We start from the raw sequence: 19,981 nt of genomic DNA on the forward strand, positions 1-19,981 counted from the left end.
GGACCGGTCTTGACTGAGGAAGAAAAAGCCCCGGACGGTGGGAGGTCGGCTCCGCCCGGGGAATGCCTTTACCGCGCGAGGACCGTGTTGATGTCAGTGCATAGGTCGCTCACCGCCTGGTCGATATCCTTCTGACCCAGGGCAACGGCCTGGACGGCCTTCTGGATCGTGTCGACTTCGAGCTGACCCATCTGCGCAATGGCCTCGCTCGGATATTGATAGGGTCGTGCATCCTGCAGCTGGTCGACAAAGAGCGGATAGGGGAACTCGGTCCAGGGCTCTCCCTGCGCCAGCGAAATACTGCCCGGAATGAAGCCACCGGCCACGGCCAGCTCCTTGAAGGCCTCGCCATGGGTGGCAAACATGATGAATTGTCCGGCCGCTTCCTTTGCATCCGACGCATCCCACATCACCAAGGGCCAACCGCCCAGGAATCCGGAGCGATTGGCGGGACCAGCCGGCACCTTGGCAATATCGACCTGATCGAGCCATTCGGGCTGCTCTGTGACCAGGTCACGATAAAGGCTCGGGTGCATGAGGATCATGCCATAGCGACCGTCGAGAAAGCCGCGCTGGAAGGTATTGCCGTCCATGCTGGCCGCATCGGGATGGGTCGAGCCGTCGAGCGCAATTCCGGTGTAAACTGACAGGGCGTCTTTGAATTCAGGCGAGTCGAAGCCACAAGTGCCGTCATCGGCCAGCATGCGGGCGCCATAACCGAGATAGGCACTCATGAAATTGTGGATGGTGAAATAGTCCAGGCTCGTGGACAGGCCAATGCCGTAGGTGCCGTCCGGCGTTCCCTCAGTCAGGGTCTTGGCCGTGGCGCGCAACTCCTCCCAGGTTTCGGGGGGTGCGTTGGGATCCAGTCCGGCCTGCTCGAACAGATCCTTGCGATAGTAGAGGGCGCGGGTTTCCACTGCGATGGGCGAGGCCCACCACTGGCCACCCAGATTGTAATAGCCTCTGTCCCCCGGCCAGATGTCCGCAGCAACGTCAGTGCCATGTTCGGCGTCATAGGCGGCAAATGCGTCGTCGAGCGGCGCCAATGCGCCGATAGCCTGGAACTGCGCCACCACATTATTGCCCAGCATCGACACATCGGGGAGGCCGCCGGTCGTCAGTGCGGTAACCAGCCTTTGCTGCTGCTCGGACCAGGGTACGATCTCCATAACCACATCGATACCTTCATGGCCGGCCTCAAAGGCCTCTATGATCCCTTCCCAAGCAGCAATGTCATTTGGATTGGTGGAGAACTGCCAGAACGTCACCGTCTGCGCAAATGCCGGCACACTGATTAGTGTGGTGGCGAATGCTGTCGCCGCTAGCAAAACGTGCCGCATGAATATCTTCCCTTTGAACTCGTCCGTCGCGCGCAGCGCCATGTCCCGTGTGGTAGGTGTGTCATCGTTGACATGGAAGATTGCTAACATGTCGTTATAAGGTGTGTCAAACTGTCTCACCCTAAGGTGCCGGGCCTGTTGAATTTCGGATCACCAAGCTTGTTTCGAGAACGATTTCATCGGGCACTTTACGGCGTTCGATAGCCGCCAGGGCCATGTCAAACCCATGTCGCCCCAAGGCGGTCATGGGCTGCGCCACCGTGGTCAGCTCGGGTGCCAGATAGGCCGCAATCGTGTCGTCGAACCCGACCACGGAAACGTCTTGCGGCACGCGCTTGCCCATGCGGTAGAGCGATTGCAGGACGCCGGTGGCCAGAATATCGCATGTCGCAAAGATTGCGGTCGGCGGTTCGGGCAGGGCCATGAGTGCGTTCGTGTGCTGCTGGCCTTCTGTACCGGATATCTCTGCGTCGAGGTCGTAATAGGTGCCCAACCGCACATGGTCTGGCATGGGTTTGAGACCGTGGGCGGCCATGCCGTCGAGATAGGCGGACAGCCGGTCGTCTTCCACTGATCGTTGGCGGGCCAGGTCGCGCGGATAAATCGCCGGATCCCCGCCGACAAAAGCGATGCGCCGGTGACCAAGGCCCACCAGATGGTCCACCGCTGCGCGTGCGCCCACATAATTGTCGACTCGAACGGATCGGGCCGTTTCGGTCAGCGAGCGTTCGATCTCGATGGCCGGAATGCCGGAATCGACGAGTATCTCCACGTTATCCGGACTGGCCGTGGTGCAGAACAGCACCGCGTCGACACGTTGGGCAATAAAGGTCTCGATGCCGTGGCGCTCATGGCTGGCGCTGCCGCCATGGTTGAAGATCACCACGCGATACCCCGCAGCAATCGCGGCGGCCTCCACGGCATGGGCCACGCCCACAAACAGAGGATTGACGGTAATGGCCGTCAGCATCAACCCGATCGTATAAGTGTGCTGCGTGCGCAGTCCGCGCGCCACCACATTGGGGCGGTAATTGGTGGCAGCAACGGCGGCGAGCACTCTCTGGCGCGCATCGTCGGAAATATAGCCCTGCTGCTTGAGGACGCGATTGACCGTGGCCGTGGACACGCCAGCCAGCCGGGCGACTTCCAGTAGCGTTGCAGCTTTGCTGATCAATGAAATTCCCTGTCCTCGCCGAAGTCGTGCGCAATGGGGACGGCGCCCCCGCACCCGTCGCGCGCCGCCTGGCGCGCCTCGCTTGGAACTTCCCGATTTCCCCCCCAAAGTCGGGCCAAGAATGCAGCCAATGCGCGCACAATGGAACAGTGTTTTTGCTTTTTTGGAGCGGTGCCGCGCAGGGTCGTCCCAACAGCGCATTGGCCCCGGAAATCCGGGGATTTTGGGCGTTTTGACAAGGCAGTCGCCAGGGTCGTTCGTCCCATCTGAAATTTCATCTTTACATATAATAGTACTTTATATAGCGTCCTCACACCGCCCGAAGCGAATACGCCGGGCGGAATTTGGGAGGACTTCATTGTGAACATCATAACCAAGCTTGCCCTCGCGGCAGGCCTCGCTACCGCTTTGTCTTCGGGTGCCATGGCGCAGGACATTTCCGGCAAGGTCATTGGCTTTTCGCAGATCGGCTCTGAATCCGGCTGGCGCGCCGCCGAGACATCCGTGACCCGCCAGCAGGCGGAAGAGCGCGGTGTCGACCTCAAATTCGCCGATGCGCAGCAAAAGCAGGAAAACCAGATCAAGGCCATTCGCGGTTTCATCGCCCAGGGCGTTGACGCCATCCTGGTGGCGCCCGTTGTGGCGACCGGCTGGGAAGACGTGCTGAGCGAAGCCAAGGAAGCCGAAATTCCAGTGGTGCTGCTCGATCGTGGCATCGACGCACCGGAAGATCTTTATCTGACATCCGTCGCCTCCGACCAGGTGCTTGAAGGCCGCGTGGCCGGCCAGTGGCTGGTCGATGAAGTGGCTGGTGAGGACTGCAATGTCGTTGAGCTGCAGGGCACGGTCGGGTCGAGCCCGGCCATCAACCGCAAGCAGGGCTTTGAAGAAGCCATCGCCGATGCGTCCAACGTCACCATCGCCCAGAGCCAGACGGGTGACTTCACCCGCTCCAAGGGCAAGGAAGTGATGGAAGCCTTCCTTAAATCGTCAAATGGCGGCGCCGACATCTGTGCGGTCTATGCCCATAATGACGACATGGCCGTGGGCGCCATCCAGGCCATCAAGGACGCTGGCCTTGCACCGGGCGAGGATATTCTGGTCGTGTCCATCGACGCCGTGCCCGATATCTTCACCGCCATAGCTGCGGGCGAAGCCAATGCCACGGTCGAGCTGACCCCCAACATGGCCGGTCCAGCCTTTGATGCCCTGGGCGCCTACTGGGCCGATGGCACCATGCCCGAGAAGTTCATCATCACCGAATCCAAGCTCTATACGGCCGCCGATGATCCGCAGGGTGAATATGAGCGCCGCAAGGATCTCGGATATTAAGAGGCGGGATAACTCGGCGCAGCCGATGGCCCGTTGAACCTCCACCATCCTCACCACCCGGCCCAATCCTGGGACAATCTCGCGGGCCGGGTGGTCCGGCATGGCAATGGCCCAGCATGGCGGGCCATGACGTCATTGAAAGTTTAGTGCAGACTGCCCACAGGCAGGGGAGGGGCACATGCCTGATGAGCAATACGCGCTCGAAGCGCGCGGCATCGTCAAGATTTTCGGCAATCATGTGGCGCTCGACGCGGTGGATTTCGGCCTGCGGGCCGGTGAGGTCCATGCGCTCCTGGGCGAAAATGGCGCCGGAAAATCGACCCTGATCAAGATTCTCACCGGCGCCTACCAGCCCGATGGGGGGCAGGTGCTTGCCGACGGTCAGCCGGTCCACATGGACAATCCGCAACAGGCTCAGACCCTCGGCATCGGCACTGTCTATCAGGAGGTCAATCTCCTCCCCAACCGGTCCGTGGCCGAAAACCTCTTCCTGGGCCATCAACCCACGCGTTTTGGTCTGGTTGATCGCCGGAAGATGGAGCGGGAGTCCCGCGACATTCTCAAGCGCTACGGCCTTGAGATCGACCCAACGAGCGAACTGGGGGCTTATTCGGTCGCCGTACAGCAGATTGTCGCCATTGCCCGCGCCGTCGAACTCTCGGGCAAGGTGCTGATCCTGGACGAGCCGACTGCGAGTCTTGACCGCTATGAGGTCGAGCGCCTGTTCGAGATCATTCGCGACCTCAAGGCGCGCGGTCTTGCTGTTGTCTTCATCACCCACTTTCTGGACCAGGTCTTTGCTGTCGCCGACCGGGTGACCATCCTGCGCAATGGCAAGCTGATCGAGACCCGGGCGCTGGACGCAATGAGCCGCACCGACGTGGTCCGCCTGATGCTGGGCAAGGACGTCGCCTTTTCCGGCGCAACCGGCGTCGAGGATGCGCGTCCCATGGGCGATATCCTGCTCGACTTTTCGCAGTATGGGCGCAAGCGCAGCGTGCATCCATTCAATCTCACCATTCACAAGGGCGAAGTGATTGGCGTCGCGGGCCTCCTGGGTTCCGGCCGCACGGAAATGGCCCGCATCATGTTTGGCGCCGATGCCGCCGACGAAGGCGAGGTGGCCATCGCCGGCGTCAGGACGACAATTGCCCGCCCCACCGATGCCATCCGGCATGGCTTTGGCTTTTGTCCCGAAGACCGCAAGGCCGAAGGCATCTTTGGCGAATTGTCGGTCCGCGAGAACATCATCATTGCGCTGCAGGGCAAGCTGGGCTGGTTCAGCGCGCTCAATCGCGACGAGCAGATGGAGATTGCCGGCCGGTTCGGCGAGTCCATGGATATTCGCGCCGCCTCGCTCGATATGCCGATCAAGCTGCTCTCGGGTGGCAATCAGCAGAAGGTCATCCTCTCGCGCTGGTTGGCCACCGATCCGGCCTTTCTCATTCTGGACGAACCGACCCGCGGAATCGATGTCGGGGCGCATGCCGAGATTGTGCGCACGATCAACCGACTGCGCGACGAGGGAATGGCCCTTGTCGTCATCTCCTCCGAGCTCGACGAGGTCGTCGCCTATTCCACCCGCATCGTGGTGATGCGGGATCGCGAAATGGTCGCCGAACTCAACGGCGAGAATATCAATCCTGGCGTCATCGTGCAGGCGATCGCCAATCACCACGATGAGGAACTCGCATGACGCGGCGTCTTCTGTCTCGCCTCGCCAATCCGCAATTGCTGGCCCTGCTCGGCGTATTGCTGATTAACTGGTTGCTGTTCCCAAATTTTTTCCGCATAACTTGGCAGGACGGTCGGCTGTTTGGCAGCTTGATCGATGTGCTCAACAGGGGCGCGCCCGTGGCCATTCTGGCCATCGGCATGGTGGGTGTCATCGCCACCAAGGGTGTCGATCTTTCGGTCGGCGCGGTGATGGCCATGGCGGGCGCGGTGGCCGCGACATTGGTGGTGGCCGGTTATCCAGCACCCGTCGCTGTCGCCGCCGCGCTCGCGGTTGGCCTGGCCTGTGGCCTCTGGAACGGTTTCCTCGTCGCTGTGCTCGACATTCAGCCCATTGTGGCAACTCTGGTGCTCATGGTGGCCGGGCGCGGTATCGCCCAGCTCATCACCGAAGGGTTCATCGTCACCTTCACCGACCCCGTGCTTATCTTTATTGGCACAGGCTCGTTCCTCGGATTTCCCATGGCGGCTGTCATTGCGTTGGCCCTTCTGGTGCTGGTGACGCTGCTGGTGCGCAAGACCGCCCTGGGGCTCTTTATCGAGGCGGTCGGCGTCAACCGGGCGGCCGCAAGCCTCGCGGGCATTCGCAGCCGCATGCTGCTGCTCTATGTCTATGGCCAGTCCGGCGTTTGTGCGGCAATTGCCGGCATTATCGTGGCCGGCGACATTCGTGGGGCCGATGCCAACAATGCCGGCCTTTGGCTCGAGCTCGATGCCATTCTGGCCGTGGTCATTGGCGGCACTTCGCTCCTGGGAGGGCGTTTCTCGGTCCCCCTTGCAGTACTGGGCGCGCTCATCATCCAGGCGATGAATACCGGCATTCTGGTCTCCGGCTTCCCGCCCGAATTCAACCTGATCGTCAAGGCTGCCTTGATCTTTCTTGTCCTCATCATCCAGTCGCCTTTGGCAAGCCGCATTATGCCAACGCGCATGCCTGTCCGGGAGGCCAGCAAATGAGCCGCAGCCTTCGTCCGCTGGTCGCCACGGCCGTCATTTTCGCCATCGCCTATGCTCTGGCGGTCATGCAGTTCCCGTCCATGTTCTCCACGCGCGTGCTGGGCAATTTTCTGACCGACAATGCCTTTCTCGGCATTACTGCGGTCGGCATGACCTTCGTCATCATCTCAGGCGGTATCGACCTGTCAGTCGGCGCGGTCATCGGCTTTACCGGCGTGCTGGTCGCGGTGTTGATCGCATGGGCCGGGTGGCATCCGCTTGCCGCATTTGCCCTGGCCCTTGCCGTCGCTGCCAGCTTTGGCGCCGGGATGGGCCTCGCGGTCCACTACCTGCAGGTACCGGCCTTCATTGTCACATTGGCAGGCATGTTCCTGGCCCGTGGTGGCGCCTCCGTCATCACGCAGGACTCTGTGCCGGTAAACCACGAGTTCTATGACTGGATCTCCGATCTCATCATTCGCCTGCCGGGCGGAGGACGGTTGAGCTTTATCGGCCTGCTGATGGTCGCTGTCTTCATCATCGGGGCCCTGGTTGCGCACCGCACACGCTTTGGCTCCTACGTTTATGCTCTTGGAGGCAATCCGGTTTCAGCCTCCTTGATGGGCGTGCCTGTGGCCCGGACCACGGTGGGCGTCTACATGGTATCGTCCACGCTCGCCGCCTTGGCGGGAATCGTCTTCTCCCTCTATACTTCTGCCGGCTACCCGCTGGCCGCCGTGGGCGTCGAGCTCGACGCGATCAGCGCAGTAGTCATCGGCGGCACCCTGCTGACCGGTGGTTACGGCTTTGTGCTTGGCACCTTTATCGGGGTCATGCTGTTGGGGCTGGTGCAGACCTACATCATATTCGACGGATCCCTGTCGAGTTGGTGGACCAAGATTGTAATTGGGGCTTTGCTGTTCCTGTTCATCGTGTTGCAGCGGCTTATTTTTGCTGCTTCTACGCAGGGAGAGAAAGCGTCCTGAATGTGTGGCTGGCAGAGGGCGGGGCGGAATGATCGCCGCGCCGGGCGTGTTCGAAAGCTCTCAACATGATCGAGACTGGCGGGTTGATCCGCTCGCTTTCCGGACGCCGGGCCGCACGGAACTTCCACACCTTCGTCATCAACGAGATTGGCCATTCCATCGTCACCGGGGAATTCCCGATCGGCTCGGTGCTGGCCAGCGATGCGGTGATGATGGAAACCTATGGCGTCTCCCGCACGGTGCTGCGCGAGGCGCTCAAGACCCTCGAGGCCAAGGGACTGGTGGAGGCCCGGCCCAAGGTGGGCACACGCGTGTCCCCACGCAGCCGCTGGAACTTCTTCGATCCACAGGTGCTGGCCTGGCATTTCGATGCGCCGGCCGATCCGGAATTTCACCAAAGCCTGTTCCGGTCTCGAGCCGCGCTGGAAACGCCCATGATCGCGCTGGCTGCCCGGCAGCGCACCTCCGAACAGGTGCGTCTGCTCAAATACTGGTGTCACCAGATGGAAACGGCTGGTGAATCGATCGAGCAATTCGGCCTGTCCTGCCTCGAAATCCATGGCGTCCTGGCAGAGACCAGCCGCGATCCGCTGCTGCGCTCGGTCATCGGCGTGGTTGAGCTCACTCTGGCCCTGGCCCTGACACGCGATGGCGCCCTCAGTAGCCCGGACTACCGTGCAGCCTCGGTAAGCCGGTTTCAGGCACTGATCGCCGCGGTTGAACAGGGTGATGCAGATCAGGCCGCCATCCTGTTTGAATCGATCCGGGCACTGGATCGTGCCCAGGTACTGGCCTGAACAGGACCAACGCTTAGTCCGCGTCCGTGCCGCAAAGCACCACATTGGTCCCGGCAGCCTGGATAGCCGCAGAAACCATGCCATCATCGGGCAATTGATCGGTGTAGAAGCTGGTGATGCGGCTGAACGGCGCAACGCGCACGGAGGCGTCGCGCGTCCATTTGCTCACATCGGCGGCCAGATACTGCACCCGCGAATTGGCGATCAGCGTGGTTGTTGTCTGGGCTTCGGCATAGCTGAAGTCGAGCATGCCCTTTTCTGGGTCGAGCGCCCCGGCGCCGACGACAGCATGGGTGGCATAGAATTTCTCGAAGAACGCCAGCGAATCTGACCCCACCACATCCCGGTCATTGTGGCGCAACAGCCCCGGCGTCATGTGCACTTCCACCTTTGGCGCATTGCATAGGGCCAGAGCCACATCGATATTGTTGGTGACGACGCGAAGATCGTCCCGGTTCCGCAGCGCTTCGGCCACGAACTGCACCGTGCTGCCAATACCCATGAACACGGTTGAGCCCGGCTCGATATCGGCCGCGATACGGCGCGCTATGCGTTGTTTGGCGCCGCTGTTAAGGGTCGCTCGAGCATTGATCGAGATATTGCGCACGGTAACGGGCGCATCGACGCCACCGTGGAATCGTCGGGCATAGCCCAGGTCGCACAAGGCATTGATGTCGCGTCGCACGGTCTGGGTTGTCACCGCATAACGCGCCGCCAATTGCTCGATATATTGGGCGCCATCCGCCTCGATCAGGGCCAGGATGTCGCGTTGCCGATCCGACAGCGTATCTTGCCCCATCATCCCTGTTTATCCCAGAAAGAGCTTGGGATTGTCGGTAATGACGCCGGTGAGGCCCGCATCCCAAAATGACACCAGTTGCATCGGGTCGTTGCAGGTCCAGGCTCTGACCTTGATACCGCGCCTGGCCGTCTCTTCGAGCAGGCCGATCGAGAGCGCCTTGAAGTGCATGTGAATTGTGCTTGCCTTGACGGCCGCAAGTTGCTCGGCCCAGTCCTCGGGAGGACGCCCCCAGAGCATGGCCATTTCCAGCTCGGGTTCGAGCGCATGCATGGCCTTGAGCGCTTCGGGATCGAAGCTGGAGATCATGATCTCGGTGCCGCCCGAGCGTTTCGCAATATCGGCCTGCACGGCACCGACCAACTGGTCGAGCGATTTGTGATGCTTGTGCTGCTTGATCTCGACATTGGCGCTCAGGCCCAATTCGCCCAATGCGGCAATGGTCTCTGCCAGCGTCGGAATCCGTTCATCTTGATAGTCCTGGCTGAACCAGCTCCCCGCATCAAGCGCCGCAATTTCGCTCTGCGTGAGCGCGCCGAGCGACCCGCTGCCCGAACTGGTCCGGTCAACGCTATCGTCGTGAATGACGATCAACTGCCCATCGGCGCTCAGCGCAACATCCAGTTCCACCCATTTTGCACCGGCCTCTGCGGCCGCGCGAAAGGCTGCAATCGTGTTTTCCGGGGCAATGGCGGAGGCGCCGCGATGCGCCTGAACTTCGTTGCGGGCGGGGCCGGGAAGGGTAGAAAGTGTCATGGACGGCGTCCTTGGTAATCTGAACACGCCCATAGGCTGATTTTGCTACAGATTTGCGACAAATGGACGGGTTTGGCGCTTCGACGTGCTCAAATGAACATGTCTGATACTTGCGATGGAGCATTGCGCAACGGTCACATTGCCCAGGAGTTTGTACATTCTTCATTGCCCGCCCCTAGATTGGTGGCTAGTTTGTCGTCAGCGGGCGTATCGGCTTGGGACGGCGTTGCGAATTGTTCAGTTTGGCGTAGTGCGGTCATGGCAACCCGAAGCTCAAAAGCATCGAACCTCAGGGGTGCTCATTGATGAGACCCGGTAAGGGCGCGATTCTGGGCTGGGCTTGTGCACTGGCCCTGCTGCCCGCTACGGCAATTGCGCCCGCATTCGCCCAGGGTCTCTTGCCCGACGATTTCTTCACAGCGCCAATCGACCCGGCTGCACCAACGGCCGTGGAGGCCGAAGAACTTGTCTTCGATTCCGTTCGCAACGAGATTACGGCTCGTGGGGACGTGGTGCTGCGCGTCAGCGGCTACACCCTCTCGGGTGACCGTCTGGTCTATCGCCGGGCCGACGGGGCAATGGAACTCATTGGCAATGTCGTGGTGATCGATCCGGCCGGCAACACCTCGCAGAGCGACCGCCTTGACCTCACCGAAGGCCTTAAGCGCGTTGTGCTGGAGAGCATGACCTTGACCGGGCGCGACGGCTCGCGTGTCACCGCAGACGACGCCGAATTCGATCAGGTGCTCAACTCTATCCTGACCAATGCGCAATATGCCCCATGCGGCGATTGCGTTGGGCCATCTGGCCAGCGCATTGGCTGGTCAATCAGCGCCGCCAGGATCGTACAGAACGCCGAGGACAATTCCCTCACCCTGGAACAGCCGAGCCTGGCCTTGCTCGGTGTCCCCGTCGCCTGGCTGCCCTATCTCTGGCTGCCGGACCTGAGCAATGACGCGCTCGATACAATCCCCAAGCCGACTCTAGGTTATAGCGAAAAGACTGGGGTCAAGGCGGAGGTGCCCTTCACGGTCTATTCGACGCGCGATACCAATGTCATCCTCTCGCCGACGCTTTTGAGCCGGCAGGGCTTCCTGATGGGCGCCGAGTGGATCCAGCGCTTCGATCGCGGCTCGTTCAACATCAAGGCGTCCGGTCTCTATCAGTTCGACAAGACCGCCTTCACCTTTGCCGATGCCAAGACCGATTGGCGTGGCGCCATTCAGGCCGCCGGCGAGTTCAAGCCCGTCGAAGACTGGACGGTTGGTGCCGCCTATTCGCTGTTCACCGACAGCGCCTATTTTGCCGACTACATGCTCGATCCGCGCCGCTCGGCGGTTAATGAGGTCTATGCGACCCATCTGAGCGATGACACTTATATCGACGGCCGCATTCAGCAATTCAACATGTTGGGCGAAAACCCGGACTCTGTTCGTGACCAGCAGGGCATCGCGCTCCCCAATATACGGGTTGAGCGCAACTTCACCTTGCCTCCTGGGGCGGGCCGGGTCGAGGTGGAAGCGCGCTTGCTCGGCATTACGCGTAAGCTGGACTACACCACAACGGTCAATGGCATCCCCTACGACTATGGCTATGCCGGCAACCGGGTGCACGGCATGGCACAGGCGAGCTGGCAGAACCAATGGATCGCGAGCGGCGCCGTGGTCACTCCATTCCTTGGATTGCGGCTGGACGCGGCCGGCTATGATGGGGGCAGCGGCCTGGTATCGGCGCCGGCTGCCCAGACGCTTCTGGGCGCGACGCCCATTGCGGCGCTCGATATCCGCTACCCCATGGCTGCCTATGGCAATGGCGTGACCCATCTCGTCGAGCCGATTGGCCAGATCGTTTATCGCGGCGCCTCGAATATTGCGCCGGGGATCACCAATGAAGACTCCCAGAGTCTAGTCTTCGATGACACCAACATCTTCAGTTACAATCGCTTTTCCGGCATCGATCGGCAGGAAACCGGGTTGCGGGTCAATCTGGGGGGGCGTTATCTCGCCAGCCTGATGGACGGCAGCTATCTTGAGCTGGTGGGCGGACAATCCTTCCAGCTGGCAGGCACCAACGCCTTTGCCCTGGGCAATCAGCAGCAGGTCGGTGTCGGCTCGGGTCTGGAGAATGCAGCCTCCTACGCTGTCGTCGGCGCCTATGGGGCCTTGGCCAATTCCCTCAAGGCCGGCGGCAAGCTGCAGGTTGATACGACGAGCTTCGATATTGCACGAGCAGGTCTGGGTGTGAGTTACGGGCAGGACGGATGGTCCGGAGCTCTGAACTACCGCTATGCTGCCGCCACTCCCGCGACGGGCAATGTCAAGGATATGCACGAAATCGGTATCGAAGCGAGCGTTCCGGTGGCCGAATATTGGAGTGCCAACGGCAGTGCCTATTGGGATCTGAGTGCCAACAGCTTTTTGCAGGTGGGCGGCGGTTTGACCTATAACGACGGCTATCTCGTCGTGTCAGGCAATGTCACGCGCACCGGGCCCACGCATAGTTCGCCCAATGATCTTCGCGCCACGGCCACTTTCCGCCTGCTCGCTCCAGCGGGCTTTGATGTCGGCTATTCCGGTGCCGTGCCGGTCGGCAATCTGCTGCAATAGGGAAGGGGAGCCATGACAAACCGCCTCCTTGGATCTGCCTTCGCCTTCGCCGTGATGGCCGTGACCCTGGCCGGATGCACCAGCCTTGCGCCGGTCTATGGCGATCCTGCGTCCGGTCGGGACGTGAGCAGTGTCCGGTTCAACTTTGCCCCGCCCGACAGCCATATCGAGCAGATCATCCTCAATCGCCTCAAGGTTGCGTTTCCGGGGCCTGCGCTGCTGAGCGATCCGGTACTGGATATTGCTGCCAGCACCAGCTCGCCGCAGGGATCGATGTCCAATGCCTATGAGGTCGCGCGGCCGGTCAATGTACGGGTGGAGGCTACGGTGACGATCATGGATGGCGAAGAAACGATCTTCGAAGCCACTCGCTTTACCGACACGGCATACCAGAGCGGAAAGCTGACACCGACGGATATTGCCTCGGCCGCCGGCGCACGTGAAACGGCAGCAAGGAGCACGGCGGAAGCCCTCAGGGCAGCTATTTTGGCCGGTTATAGCCGCTAGACTGACCGGGTCTCCGATCGTTCCAGAACAGCAAGTTCCGTGCCCGGAAGCGTGGTCCCGGCCAGTTCGGTTTCTCAGGCCAGGCGCTAAACAGACGCGCGCGCAAATTCACTTCAGGAGATCAGGATGAATGGCTCGCTCTTGGCGGCATTGCCGAGATTGTCGAAGGCTGCCTTGATAATGTCGTTGTCTTTTTCGCGAGCTGGATCATAGGTCACCCCACCGACGGCGACGCCCAGGCGGGAGATTCCCTCATTTGTCATGAATATCGTGTCATCCACCGATGCCCGGATGCGCTTGGCAACCGTGTCCGCGACCTCCTGTGCCGCGCCGCGCAAGAGAACGGCGAACCTATAATCGTAAAGGTGGGTCACCAGATCCTCGGCGCGAACCGCATGTCGGATCGATTGGGACAGCCAGGGCAAAACGCTTTTGCGTCTCTCTTCGGCGAGGGTTTCGATTTCGGTCGACCGTTCGTCCAGATCAATGACCAGCAAGGCGCCCGCAGATTGGAGCCGCTCCGCTTCCAGTATCCTGGTGAACTTGGCCCAATGGATTGCCCCGGTGACCGGATCGAAATCCTCTGGTTCCAGTTGGGGCATTTCCGGGGCGGGTTTGGTGCGTCGATCCCAATCGCCCGCACTCTTGCCGGTGAACCAGTCCAACCACGACTTGCTCATCTGCATGTCCTCAAGTCCAACACAGCGCAAATCATGCCAGACCAAGTCTCAATTTGCGCTAAGGGTGATGGCTGTAATTTTAGCTATATGGCGGCCTGGCAATAGTTCCTGCTCCCGGCAAAATGCTCTTTCAGAACCGTCCCATCTCCGCCTTCACTTTCCCTAGAAACGCCTCCCGCTGTTCCTGCGTGACATTGTTCATGTCGTAGAGCGCGAGATATTTCGGTCTGGTCTGGAAGGTAACCCAGCCCCAACGCATGGCGATGCGGCGGGGCGGGTCGCCCATGAGGAATGTGCGCCAGCGGTCCCCGCCATAAGTGGTGACAAAGGCAGCCTTCTTGATGTTGCCCAGACCCGGCTTGAGCCTGCCGCGATCGCCGCCCCCTTCCATGGTGAAGGAAACGCCGGGCAGGAAGATGCGGTCGAAATAGCCTTTGAGAATGGCCGGATAGCCGTAGTTCCAGACCGGATGCACGAAGACCAGCGCGTCAGCCGCCTTGAGGCGCTCGACATAAGGCAGCGTCAAAAGGGTCAGGTTGTTGGGAATGTCGTGATAGCCCAGGCGCTCTTCGCGGGTGAGGACGGCAGGAAAGTCCTCCTCATAGAGATTGAGCGCGTCGACCTTATGCCCGGCCTTCTCAAGGCTTTCGACCGTCGCGCTGAACAGCGCCCGGTTGAAGCTGGTTTCGACTGGGTGGGCGTGGATGACATGGACCCGCATCAGGCGCTCTGCCGGACTGCATTGAGCCCGTCGAACAGCCACACCTTGCCGGCATTGAAATCGAAGTCCGGATTCTCCCACGCGACCATTTTGCCCGGGTTGAGCATGCCCTTGGGGTCGGCCTCGCGCTTGAAGTCAAGTTGCTTCTTATCGGTCCGCTTCATGCCGCCTTCCTCAAGTGTATAGCGGTGCGGGTTGAAGACATCGCAGCCATTGTCTTCATGGAGGCGGATAATCTCTTCGAGGCGTTCTTCACTCGTGTAGCGCACCAGCGGCAGGCCAGCGAAGGTCACCTCCCCATCCTGGCGCGTGATTTCGATATGCATGGGCAGTTCGTCGCCCAGCAATTCGTACATTTTCTGAACATGCTCGATGCTCGGATAACGCGTCTGGAGATAGGTGATGCTGTTGTCGACTTTGAGCGCTCGCAGCGTCGTGTGGTTCCAGGCCAGCTCATAGACCGGCGGCAGGCGGCGCTTTTCTTCATCGCTTGCCTGGTCGGCCCGATAGACCAGATCACCCTTGTGATGAGTGACGAACAGCTCCATCGCATCGACCGATACCGGCGCGACCATCAAAAGGACAACCGACTGGCCATCCTTGAGATAAGGCTTGTGCCGGTTGAAGAATGCCTCAGGGATCGGCGCTGCGCAGGGCGCAACCTCCTTGACCAGCAAGCCATCCTGCAACGCAACAGCCTGTGCAAAGGTGGCCGCATCCATGAACTGGTCGAAGCCAACAATCATGTCGACCCAGTCATAGGCCGGGGCCAATGGCATTTCGGCTTCAACGATTATGCCATTGGTGCCATAGGCATGGGCAACCTTAAGGATGTCCTCGCCCTTGAGGTCAAGTTCGCGCGGCTCGGCCTCACAGGTGACGATCTTGAGGCCCAATATGCTGCCCAGATTGCGCAGCCCGCCCCAACGCACTGAACCGACGCCACCTGAGCCCCCGGCAATAAAGCCGCCTAGCGAGGCCATGCGGTAGGTCGAGGGGTGAAAGCGCAATTCCCCGCCTACGGCCGCCTTGGTTTCATGGTCCATGGCCTCAAGCACGGCGCCGGCCTGGGCGCGCACGCGATCCGGCTTGATCTCGAGCACCTTGTCCATGTTCATCAGATTGAGCATCGCGCCGCCGGAGAGTGGCATGGCCTGGCCATAATTGCCTGTGCCGGCCCCGCGCGGAGTGATGGCCACGCCATGATTGTAGGCGGCGCGTAGCACGGTCTTGACCTCTTCGGTCGAGCGTGGCGAGACCACCACTTCTGCGGTGACATGGTCGAGCTTGGCCTTGAGGACCGGCGAATACCAATAATGGTCGCGGCTGCGCTGCTGCACGATGCGCGGATTGTCTTCCTGCGGGATATCACCCAGTTCGGCGCGGAATTCTGCAATGCTCATGATGGTCCCATCAGGTCGTCAAGTTCACGGTAGTCGGGCAGGGTGGTGTCGATGGCCTTGCCGGCGCGGATTACAGTGCGGTCGGCTTGGGCGCGCGACATCAGTTCTGTCCAGCTGCGGCCCTTGAACAGTATTAGATCGGCGGCCACGCCGGCTTTGAGAGCGCCGCTAAAGGCAAATCGGGCGATGGCGGCCGGATCGGCGGTAACCGAGCGCGTCCAGGCAAAGGCATCTGTCTGTGGGTGATCGAAATGCAGGATCCGCGCGCCCTCGCGGAGAACTTCGAAACCATCGAGATCACCATAGGCATAGAAGGGGTCGCGTGTATTGTCCGAGGCAATTGCCACCGGGACGCCAGCGGATTTCAGTTCGTTGAGCAAGGTCACGCCGCGCCAGCGCGGCGTGCGTACACCGGCCGTGTTTTCGCGATCCTGCAGATACATGTTGCACATGGGCAGTGAGACCACGGCGATGCCTGCCCGGGCGACCTTATCGATCACGCGTTTCGCTGTGCTGTCGTTCTGCACCGCCAGCGAGCAGCAATGCCCGGCAACGACCGAACCGGAGAAGCCGCTATCAATGACGGCATCGGCCAGGCATTCAAGCGCATTGGCCGCTGGGTCCGGCGATTCATCTGTGTGCAGGTCGATATCGAGACCAAGCTCTCCTGCGATCTCGACCAGGCGCCGCATGATTGCTGGGTTTTCCGGGTGCAGGGCGGTCGAGCCGCCCAGAATGCCGCCGGCGGCTTTGGTGCGGGTCGCCACAGCACGGAGGGCCGTGTCGTCGAGTATGGTATCGGGACCCATCAGGCCCGCCGCCTGCAACTCCACGCGTCCGGCCCAACGCTCGCGTACGCGCTCGAACACGTCCCAACTGATTTCATGTTGAGGTGGCGCCATATCGAGATGGGTGCGGATGGCAGCCGTGCCGTGGGCATAGGCACACCGCAAGGCGAAATCCATGCGCCGCTCAACGTCGTCAGAAGCCCAATTGGCCTCGCGGTCTTCCAGCACAGCCCGCAGGGCCCCCGTCCAGGTGCCGTCGGGGTTCTGCTGGCGCGGCCATATGTGTCCCTTGTCGAGATGCGTGTGCAGATCGACAAAAGCAGGGAGCACGATATCACCGCGCAGATCGATCCGCTGAGGCAGGCTGACCGACCCGGCCGGGTCGATGGCCGCGATAGCGCCATCGGCAATCGTGATATCGACTAGTCGCAATGCGCCGGACGTCGGATCGCCCATAAGTGATGCAGGCACGGCGGCATTGGCCAGCACATAGTGCCCGCCGTCGGGGATGATGCGGTTCATCCTCAGTTCTCCCGCTTCATGGCGCTTTCATGCCAGCGATGCAGCAGCAGCCAGGCAATCAGCGAGGTTGCCGCAAAGATGGCGACGCCTGTGACCATCAGGAGGATCAGAGCGGCGTAGAGACGCGGGTAGTTGAGGCGGTAGCCGGACTCAAGCAGACGGAAGGCCAGACCCGCGCCCTTGCCCGCAGAACCAGCTGCGAACTCGGCCACTACGGCGGCGATCAGCGATAGGCCGCCGCCGATACGCAGACCCGCCGCGAAATAGGGCAGTGAGGCCGGCAGCTTCAAATAAAGCAGCGTCTGCCAGCGGCTTGCGCCATAAAGTTCGAACAGGTTGAGCAAATTGTGGTCGACGCTCTTGAGCCCCGCCACCATGTTGGAGAGGATTGGAAAGAAAGCGACGACAAAGGCACAGGTCAGCAGGGCCGATTGCGTATCGGGCATGTAGATGATGAGCAGCGGCGCGATGGCGATCATCGGCGTCACCTGCAGGATGACGGCGAAGGGGAAGATCGCCAGCTCAATCCACTTGCTCTGAACCAGGATAATGGCCAGCCCGACCCCACCAACCAGCGCGATGGCCAGCGCCAGGAAGGTGATGCGCAGCGTCACCAGCAGGGATGGGGAGAGTGTACCCCAGTCGGTATAGAGCGCGGCAATCACATCGCCAGGGGCTGGCATGATGTAGCGCGGCACCTCATTGACCGTGATGTGCAACTGCCAAAGTCCGATGGCGAGGGCCACCATGACGAACGGAATGACGATGCGCAGAAACTTTTCAGCGGTGCCGGTCCGCGCCACGGCGATGGCTACGGCGCTGTCGGTGCCGGCCTCAGAAATATTGGCAGTCTGGACGGCGTCGGTCATTGTCCCTGCGCTCCCAGCATAATAGCTTCCTGAAGGGCGCGAGACACCCGGTCGGTCGTCGCGCGATATTCTTCGGACGTGCGATAATTGGCATCGCGCTCGCCCGTGGTTTCAATGGCGAGGTCGGCGCAGACCTGGCCCGGTCGGGCGCGCATGACAACGATGCGGTTGGAGAGGAATGCGCTTTCGAACACCGAATGTGTCACGAATATCACTGTGATGCCGGTCTCGCGCCAGAGCCTCAGCACGTCGTCATTGAGTTTTTGCCGGGTGATCTCATCGAGCGCGGCAAAGGGTTCATCCATCAGCAAAAGGCGCGGCTTGGTGACCAGCGCCCTCGCGATGGAAACGCGCATCTTCATGCCGCCCGAGAGCTCGCGCGGATAAGACTTCTCGAAGTCGGAGAGGCCAACAGAGGCCAGCGCCTCCATGATGCGGGGCCGGGCACCCGATTTGCTCATGCCATTGAGACGCAGCGGCAAATAGACATTGTCGAACACGCTCGCCCAAGGCATCAGCGTTGGCTCTTGGAACACGAAGCCGACATCGCCCTCGGGCAGGCCCTTGGCATTGATCCGCGAACTGGGCCAGTCGATGACCCCTGTGGACGCGGCGCCCAGCCCGGCGATGATGCGCAAGGCGGTGGACTTGCCGCAGCCCGAGGGGCCGAGCAGGCTGAGGAACTCGCCGCGCCGCACATCGAGGCTCATGTCCTTGAGTGCCAGCGTGCCGTTGGAGAATAGCTTGCTCACATTGCGCATCGAGACAACGGTGCGCTCTGGAGTCGTTTCGGCCGTCTCTGGGGCCGCTTCGAGAATATCAGTCAAAATACTAGAACCCGATTTGGGGCAAAGCGGCGCGGGCAGGATTGCCCGCACCGGTCGTAAGGGTAGTTACATCAGGTCCATGCCGAGGCCCTGGCAGACATACTCGGTGGTATAGGCCGTGGTGATGTCGAGGCCTGGCTCATAGACGCCTACGTCCACCATGCTGTCGTAGAATTCGGTCCAGCGCGCGTCGGTCATGCAACCGATGCCCTGGGTCTCGGCATCACCAGAAACGACGATGCCGTATTCCTTCATCTTGGCGATCCCATAGGCGATCTGGTCGTCGGTCATTTCCGGATTGTCGGCCTTGATCAGCTCGTTTGCCGCGGCATTGTCGCCATAGAGATAGTTGTACCAGCCGATGATCGAGGCTTCGACGAAACGCTTTGCGATATCCGGGTTGGCTTCAACCCAGGGCTTCATCGCCTCGATGGTGGTGGAGTAGGGGGTGTAGCCCTGGTCGGCCAGCAACCAGACATCGGGCGCAAAGCCGGCCTCGCGCTCGATCGAGAGTGGTTCGGAAGTCAGATAACCCTGCTGGATCGCCATTTCGTCGGCCAGGAACGAAGCCGGGTTGAACTGATAGGGCTCGTATTTGTCTTCAGCGAAGTCAGGCCACTCGGTCTTCATCCAGGAGAAGTACGAGGTGAATCCGTCCGCACTTAAGATATATTTCGAAGCCCCGGCCAGCTCCGGAAAGGTATCAAATTGGTCTGGGTGCGACATTAGGATCTGCGGATCCTTCTGGAAAATTGCCGCCAGGGTGATGGTTGGAATCTCTTCCTTGACCGCGTTGATCGCGCCCGAAACCCCGCCCATGTAGAATTGCACGCCACCACTCACCAGCATCGGTCGGCCCGGTGACTGTGGCCCACCCTGCATCACGGTGACGTCGAGGCCGTATTCCTCATAGGTGCCATCGGCAATGGCCTGATAGTAGCCGCCATGTTCGGCCTGGGCGAGCCAGTTGGTGGCGAAGGTGACTGCGTCGAGCTCCTGCGCTGCTGCCGGGCTGCTGGCCAGCGCCAGTGCGGCCAGAAGAATGGTTTTGGTCGAAATCTGCATCAATGCGCTCCCTGTGCCGCGGCCCCTCGCCACGGCCTGTTGCTCTGACGGCTGAGGCCGCCCTGGCCATACCTTTCGACATGCAGTCGCATCTGTGAAGCTAAAAAATAGGCAAAGTGCAAGAATGCCTGCTATG

Annotated in this window: 18 protein-coding genes; 7 read left to right on the forward strand and 11 right to left on the reverse strand. The window is 60.9% G+C overall.

Annotation, left to right across the window (positions count from 1 at the left end; genetic code table 11):
* Window positions 1-68 precede the first annotated feature (68 nt).
* Entirely contained in the window at window positions 69-1,343 is a 1,275-nt protein-coding gene (locus GO014_RS00370) for an ABC transporter substrate-binding protein (protein WP_157288675.1), read from the reverse strand.
* Between the two features lie 121 nt (window positions 1,344-1,464).
* Window positions 1,465-2,517 (reverse strand): LacI family DNA-binding transcriptional regulator, encoded by a 1,053-nt coding sequence (locus tag GO014_RS00375; RefSeq protein WP_179952894.1) that lies wholly within the window; start codon window positions 2,515-2,517, stop codon window positions 1,465-1,467.
* 360 nt (window positions 2,518-2,877) lie between these two features.
* On the opposite strand from GO014_RS00375, the gene ytfQ reads away from it, so the two are divergent.
* The 5 genes from ytfQ (at window position 2,878) to GO014_RS00400 (ending at window position 8,302) form a co-directional block, all read left to right on the forward strand.
* On the forward strand, window positions 2,878-3,849 hold the full coding sequence (gene ytfQ / locus GO014_RS00380) for a galactofuranose ABC transporter, galactofuranose-binding protein YtfQ (protein ID WP_343030688.1): 972 nt from the start codon (window positions 2,878-2,880) through the stop codon (window positions 3,847-3,849).
* Window positions 3,850-4,027: 178 nt separating this feature from the next.
* On the forward strand, window positions 4,028-5,545 hold the full coding sequence (locus GO014_RS00385; protein ID WP_157288677.1) for a sugar ABC transporter ATP-binding protein: 1,518 nt from the start codon (window positions 4,028-4,030) through the stop codon (window positions 5,543-5,545).
* On the forward strand, window positions 5,542-6,540 hold the full coding sequence (locus GO014_RS00390) for an ABC transporter permease (RefSeq protein WP_157288678.1): 999 nt from the start codon (window positions 5,542-5,544) through the stop codon (window positions 6,538-6,540). The genes GO014_RS00385 and GO014_RS00390 overlap by 4 nt, the downstream gene beginning before the upstream one ends.
* Complete coding sequence (gene yjfF / locus GO014_RS00395) at window positions 6,537-7,505, forward strand: galactofuranose ABC transporter, permease protein YjfF (RefSeq protein WP_116589600.1); 969 nt, start codon at window positions 6,537-6,539, stop codon at window positions 7,503-7,505. Before GO014_RS00390 ends, yjfF begins: the two co-directional genes overlap by 4 nt.
* 65 nt (window positions 7,506-7,570) lie before the next feature.
* On the forward strand, window positions 7,571-8,302 hold the full coding sequence (locus tag GO014_RS00400; protein WP_157288679.1) for a FadR/GntR family transcriptional regulator: 732 nt from the start codon (window positions 7,571-7,573) through the stop codon (window positions 8,300-8,302).
* 13 nt (window positions 8,303-8,315) lie between these two features.
* On the opposite strand, the gene GO014_RS00405 is transcribed toward GO014_RS00400, so the two are convergent.
* The gene (locus GO014_RS00405; RefSeq protein ID WP_157289747.1) at window positions 8,316-9,101 is read right to left on the reverse strand and encodes a DeoR/GlpR family DNA-binding transcription regulator; all 786 of its coding nucleotides are present in this window, start codon (window positions 9,099-9,101) and stop codon (window positions 8,316-8,318) included.
* A gap of 9 nt (window positions 9,102-9,110) precedes the next feature.
* The gene (locus GO014_RS00410; protein WP_157288680.1) at window positions 9,111-9,857 is read right to left on the reverse strand and encodes a glycerophosphodiester phosphodiesterase family protein; all 747 of its coding nucleotides are present in this window, start codon (window positions 9,855-9,857) and stop codon (window positions 9,111-9,113) included.
* Window positions 9,858-10,162: 305 nt separating this feature from the next.
* Between GO014_RS00410 and GO014_RS00415 the strand changes: the two genes are divergently transcribed.
* Both GO014_RS00415 and GO014_RS00420 read left to right on the forward strand, forming a co-directional pair.
* Window positions 10,163-12,463: an LPS-assembly protein LptD gene (locus GO014_RS00415; protein ID WP_157288681.1), complete on the forward strand. Its 2,301-nt coding sequence runs from the start codon at window positions 10,163-10,165 to the stop codon at window positions 12,461-12,463.
* Window positions 12,464-12,475: 12 nt separating this feature from the next.
* Window positions 12,476-12,970, forward strand: a complete 495-nt coding sequence (locus tag GO014_RS00420; protein WP_157288682.1) for a hypothetical protein — start codon at window positions 12,476-12,478, stop codon at window positions 12,968-12,970.
* A gap of 113 nt (window positions 12,971-13,083) precedes the next feature.
* Here the strand turns inward: GO014_RS00420 and GO014_RS00425 are convergent, their stop codons facing one another.
* The 7 genes from GO014_RS00425 to GO014_RS00455 all read right to left on the reverse strand — a co-directional run bounded on the left by GO014_RS00425 (window position 13,084) and on the right by GO014_RS00455 (window position 19,845).
* Window positions 13,084-13,650, reverse strand: coding sequence for a diguanylate cyclase domain-containing protein (locus tag GO014_RS00425; protein ID WP_157288683.1), 567 nt, complete (start codon window positions 13,648-13,650; stop codon window positions 13,084-13,086).
* Between the two features lie 130 nt (window positions 13,651-13,780).
* Window positions 13,781-14,371 carry an NAD(P)H-dependent oxidoreductase gene (locus GO014_RS00430; protein WP_157288684.1) on the reverse strand — a complete coding sequence of 197 codons (591 nt, stop codon included), beginning with the start codon at window positions 14,369-14,371 and terminating at the stop codon, window positions 13,781-13,783.
* Window positions 14,371-15,777 (reverse strand): FAD-binding oxidoreductase, encoded by a 1,407-nt coding sequence (locus tag GO014_RS00435; protein WP_425482057.1) that lies wholly within the window; start codon window positions 15,775-15,777, stop codon window positions 14,371-14,373. The genes GO014_RS00430 and GO014_RS00435 overlap by 1 nt, the downstream gene beginning before the upstream one ends.
* Window positions 15,771-17,084, reverse strand: a complete 1,314-nt coding sequence (locus tag GO014_RS00440) for a cytosine deaminase (RefSeq protein ID WP_157288686.1) — start codon at window positions 17,082-17,084, stop codon at window positions 15,771-15,773. The genes GO014_RS00435 and GO014_RS00440 overlap by 7 nt, the downstream gene beginning before the upstream one ends.
* A 2-nt stretch (window positions 17,085-17,086) precedes the next feature.
* Window positions 17,087-17,953, reverse strand: a complete 867-nt coding sequence (locus GO014_RS00445) for an ABC transporter permease (protein ID WP_157288687.1) — start codon at window positions 17,951-17,953, stop codon at window positions 17,087-17,089.
* Complete coding sequence (locus GO014_RS00450; protein WP_157289748.1) at window positions 17,950-18,714, reverse strand: ABC transporter ATP-binding protein; 765 nt, start codon at window positions 18,712-18,714, stop codon at window positions 17,950-17,952. The genes GO014_RS00445 and GO014_RS00450 overlap by 4 nt, the downstream gene beginning before the upstream one ends.
* A gap of 132 nt (window positions 18,715-18,846) precedes the next feature.
* A complete protein-coding gene (locus GO014_RS00455; protein WP_157288688.1) occupies window positions 18,847-19,845 on the reverse strand; it encodes an ABC transporter substrate-binding protein in 999 nt (332 codons plus the stop codon).
* Between the last annotated feature and the right edge of the window lie 136 nt (window positions 19,846-19,981).

The sequence above is a fragment of the Devosia marina genome, from assembly GCF_009758415.1.
Taxonomy (GTDB): domain Bacteria; phylum Pseudomonadota; class Alphaproteobacteria; order Rhizobiales; family Devosiaceae; genus Devosia; species Devosia marina.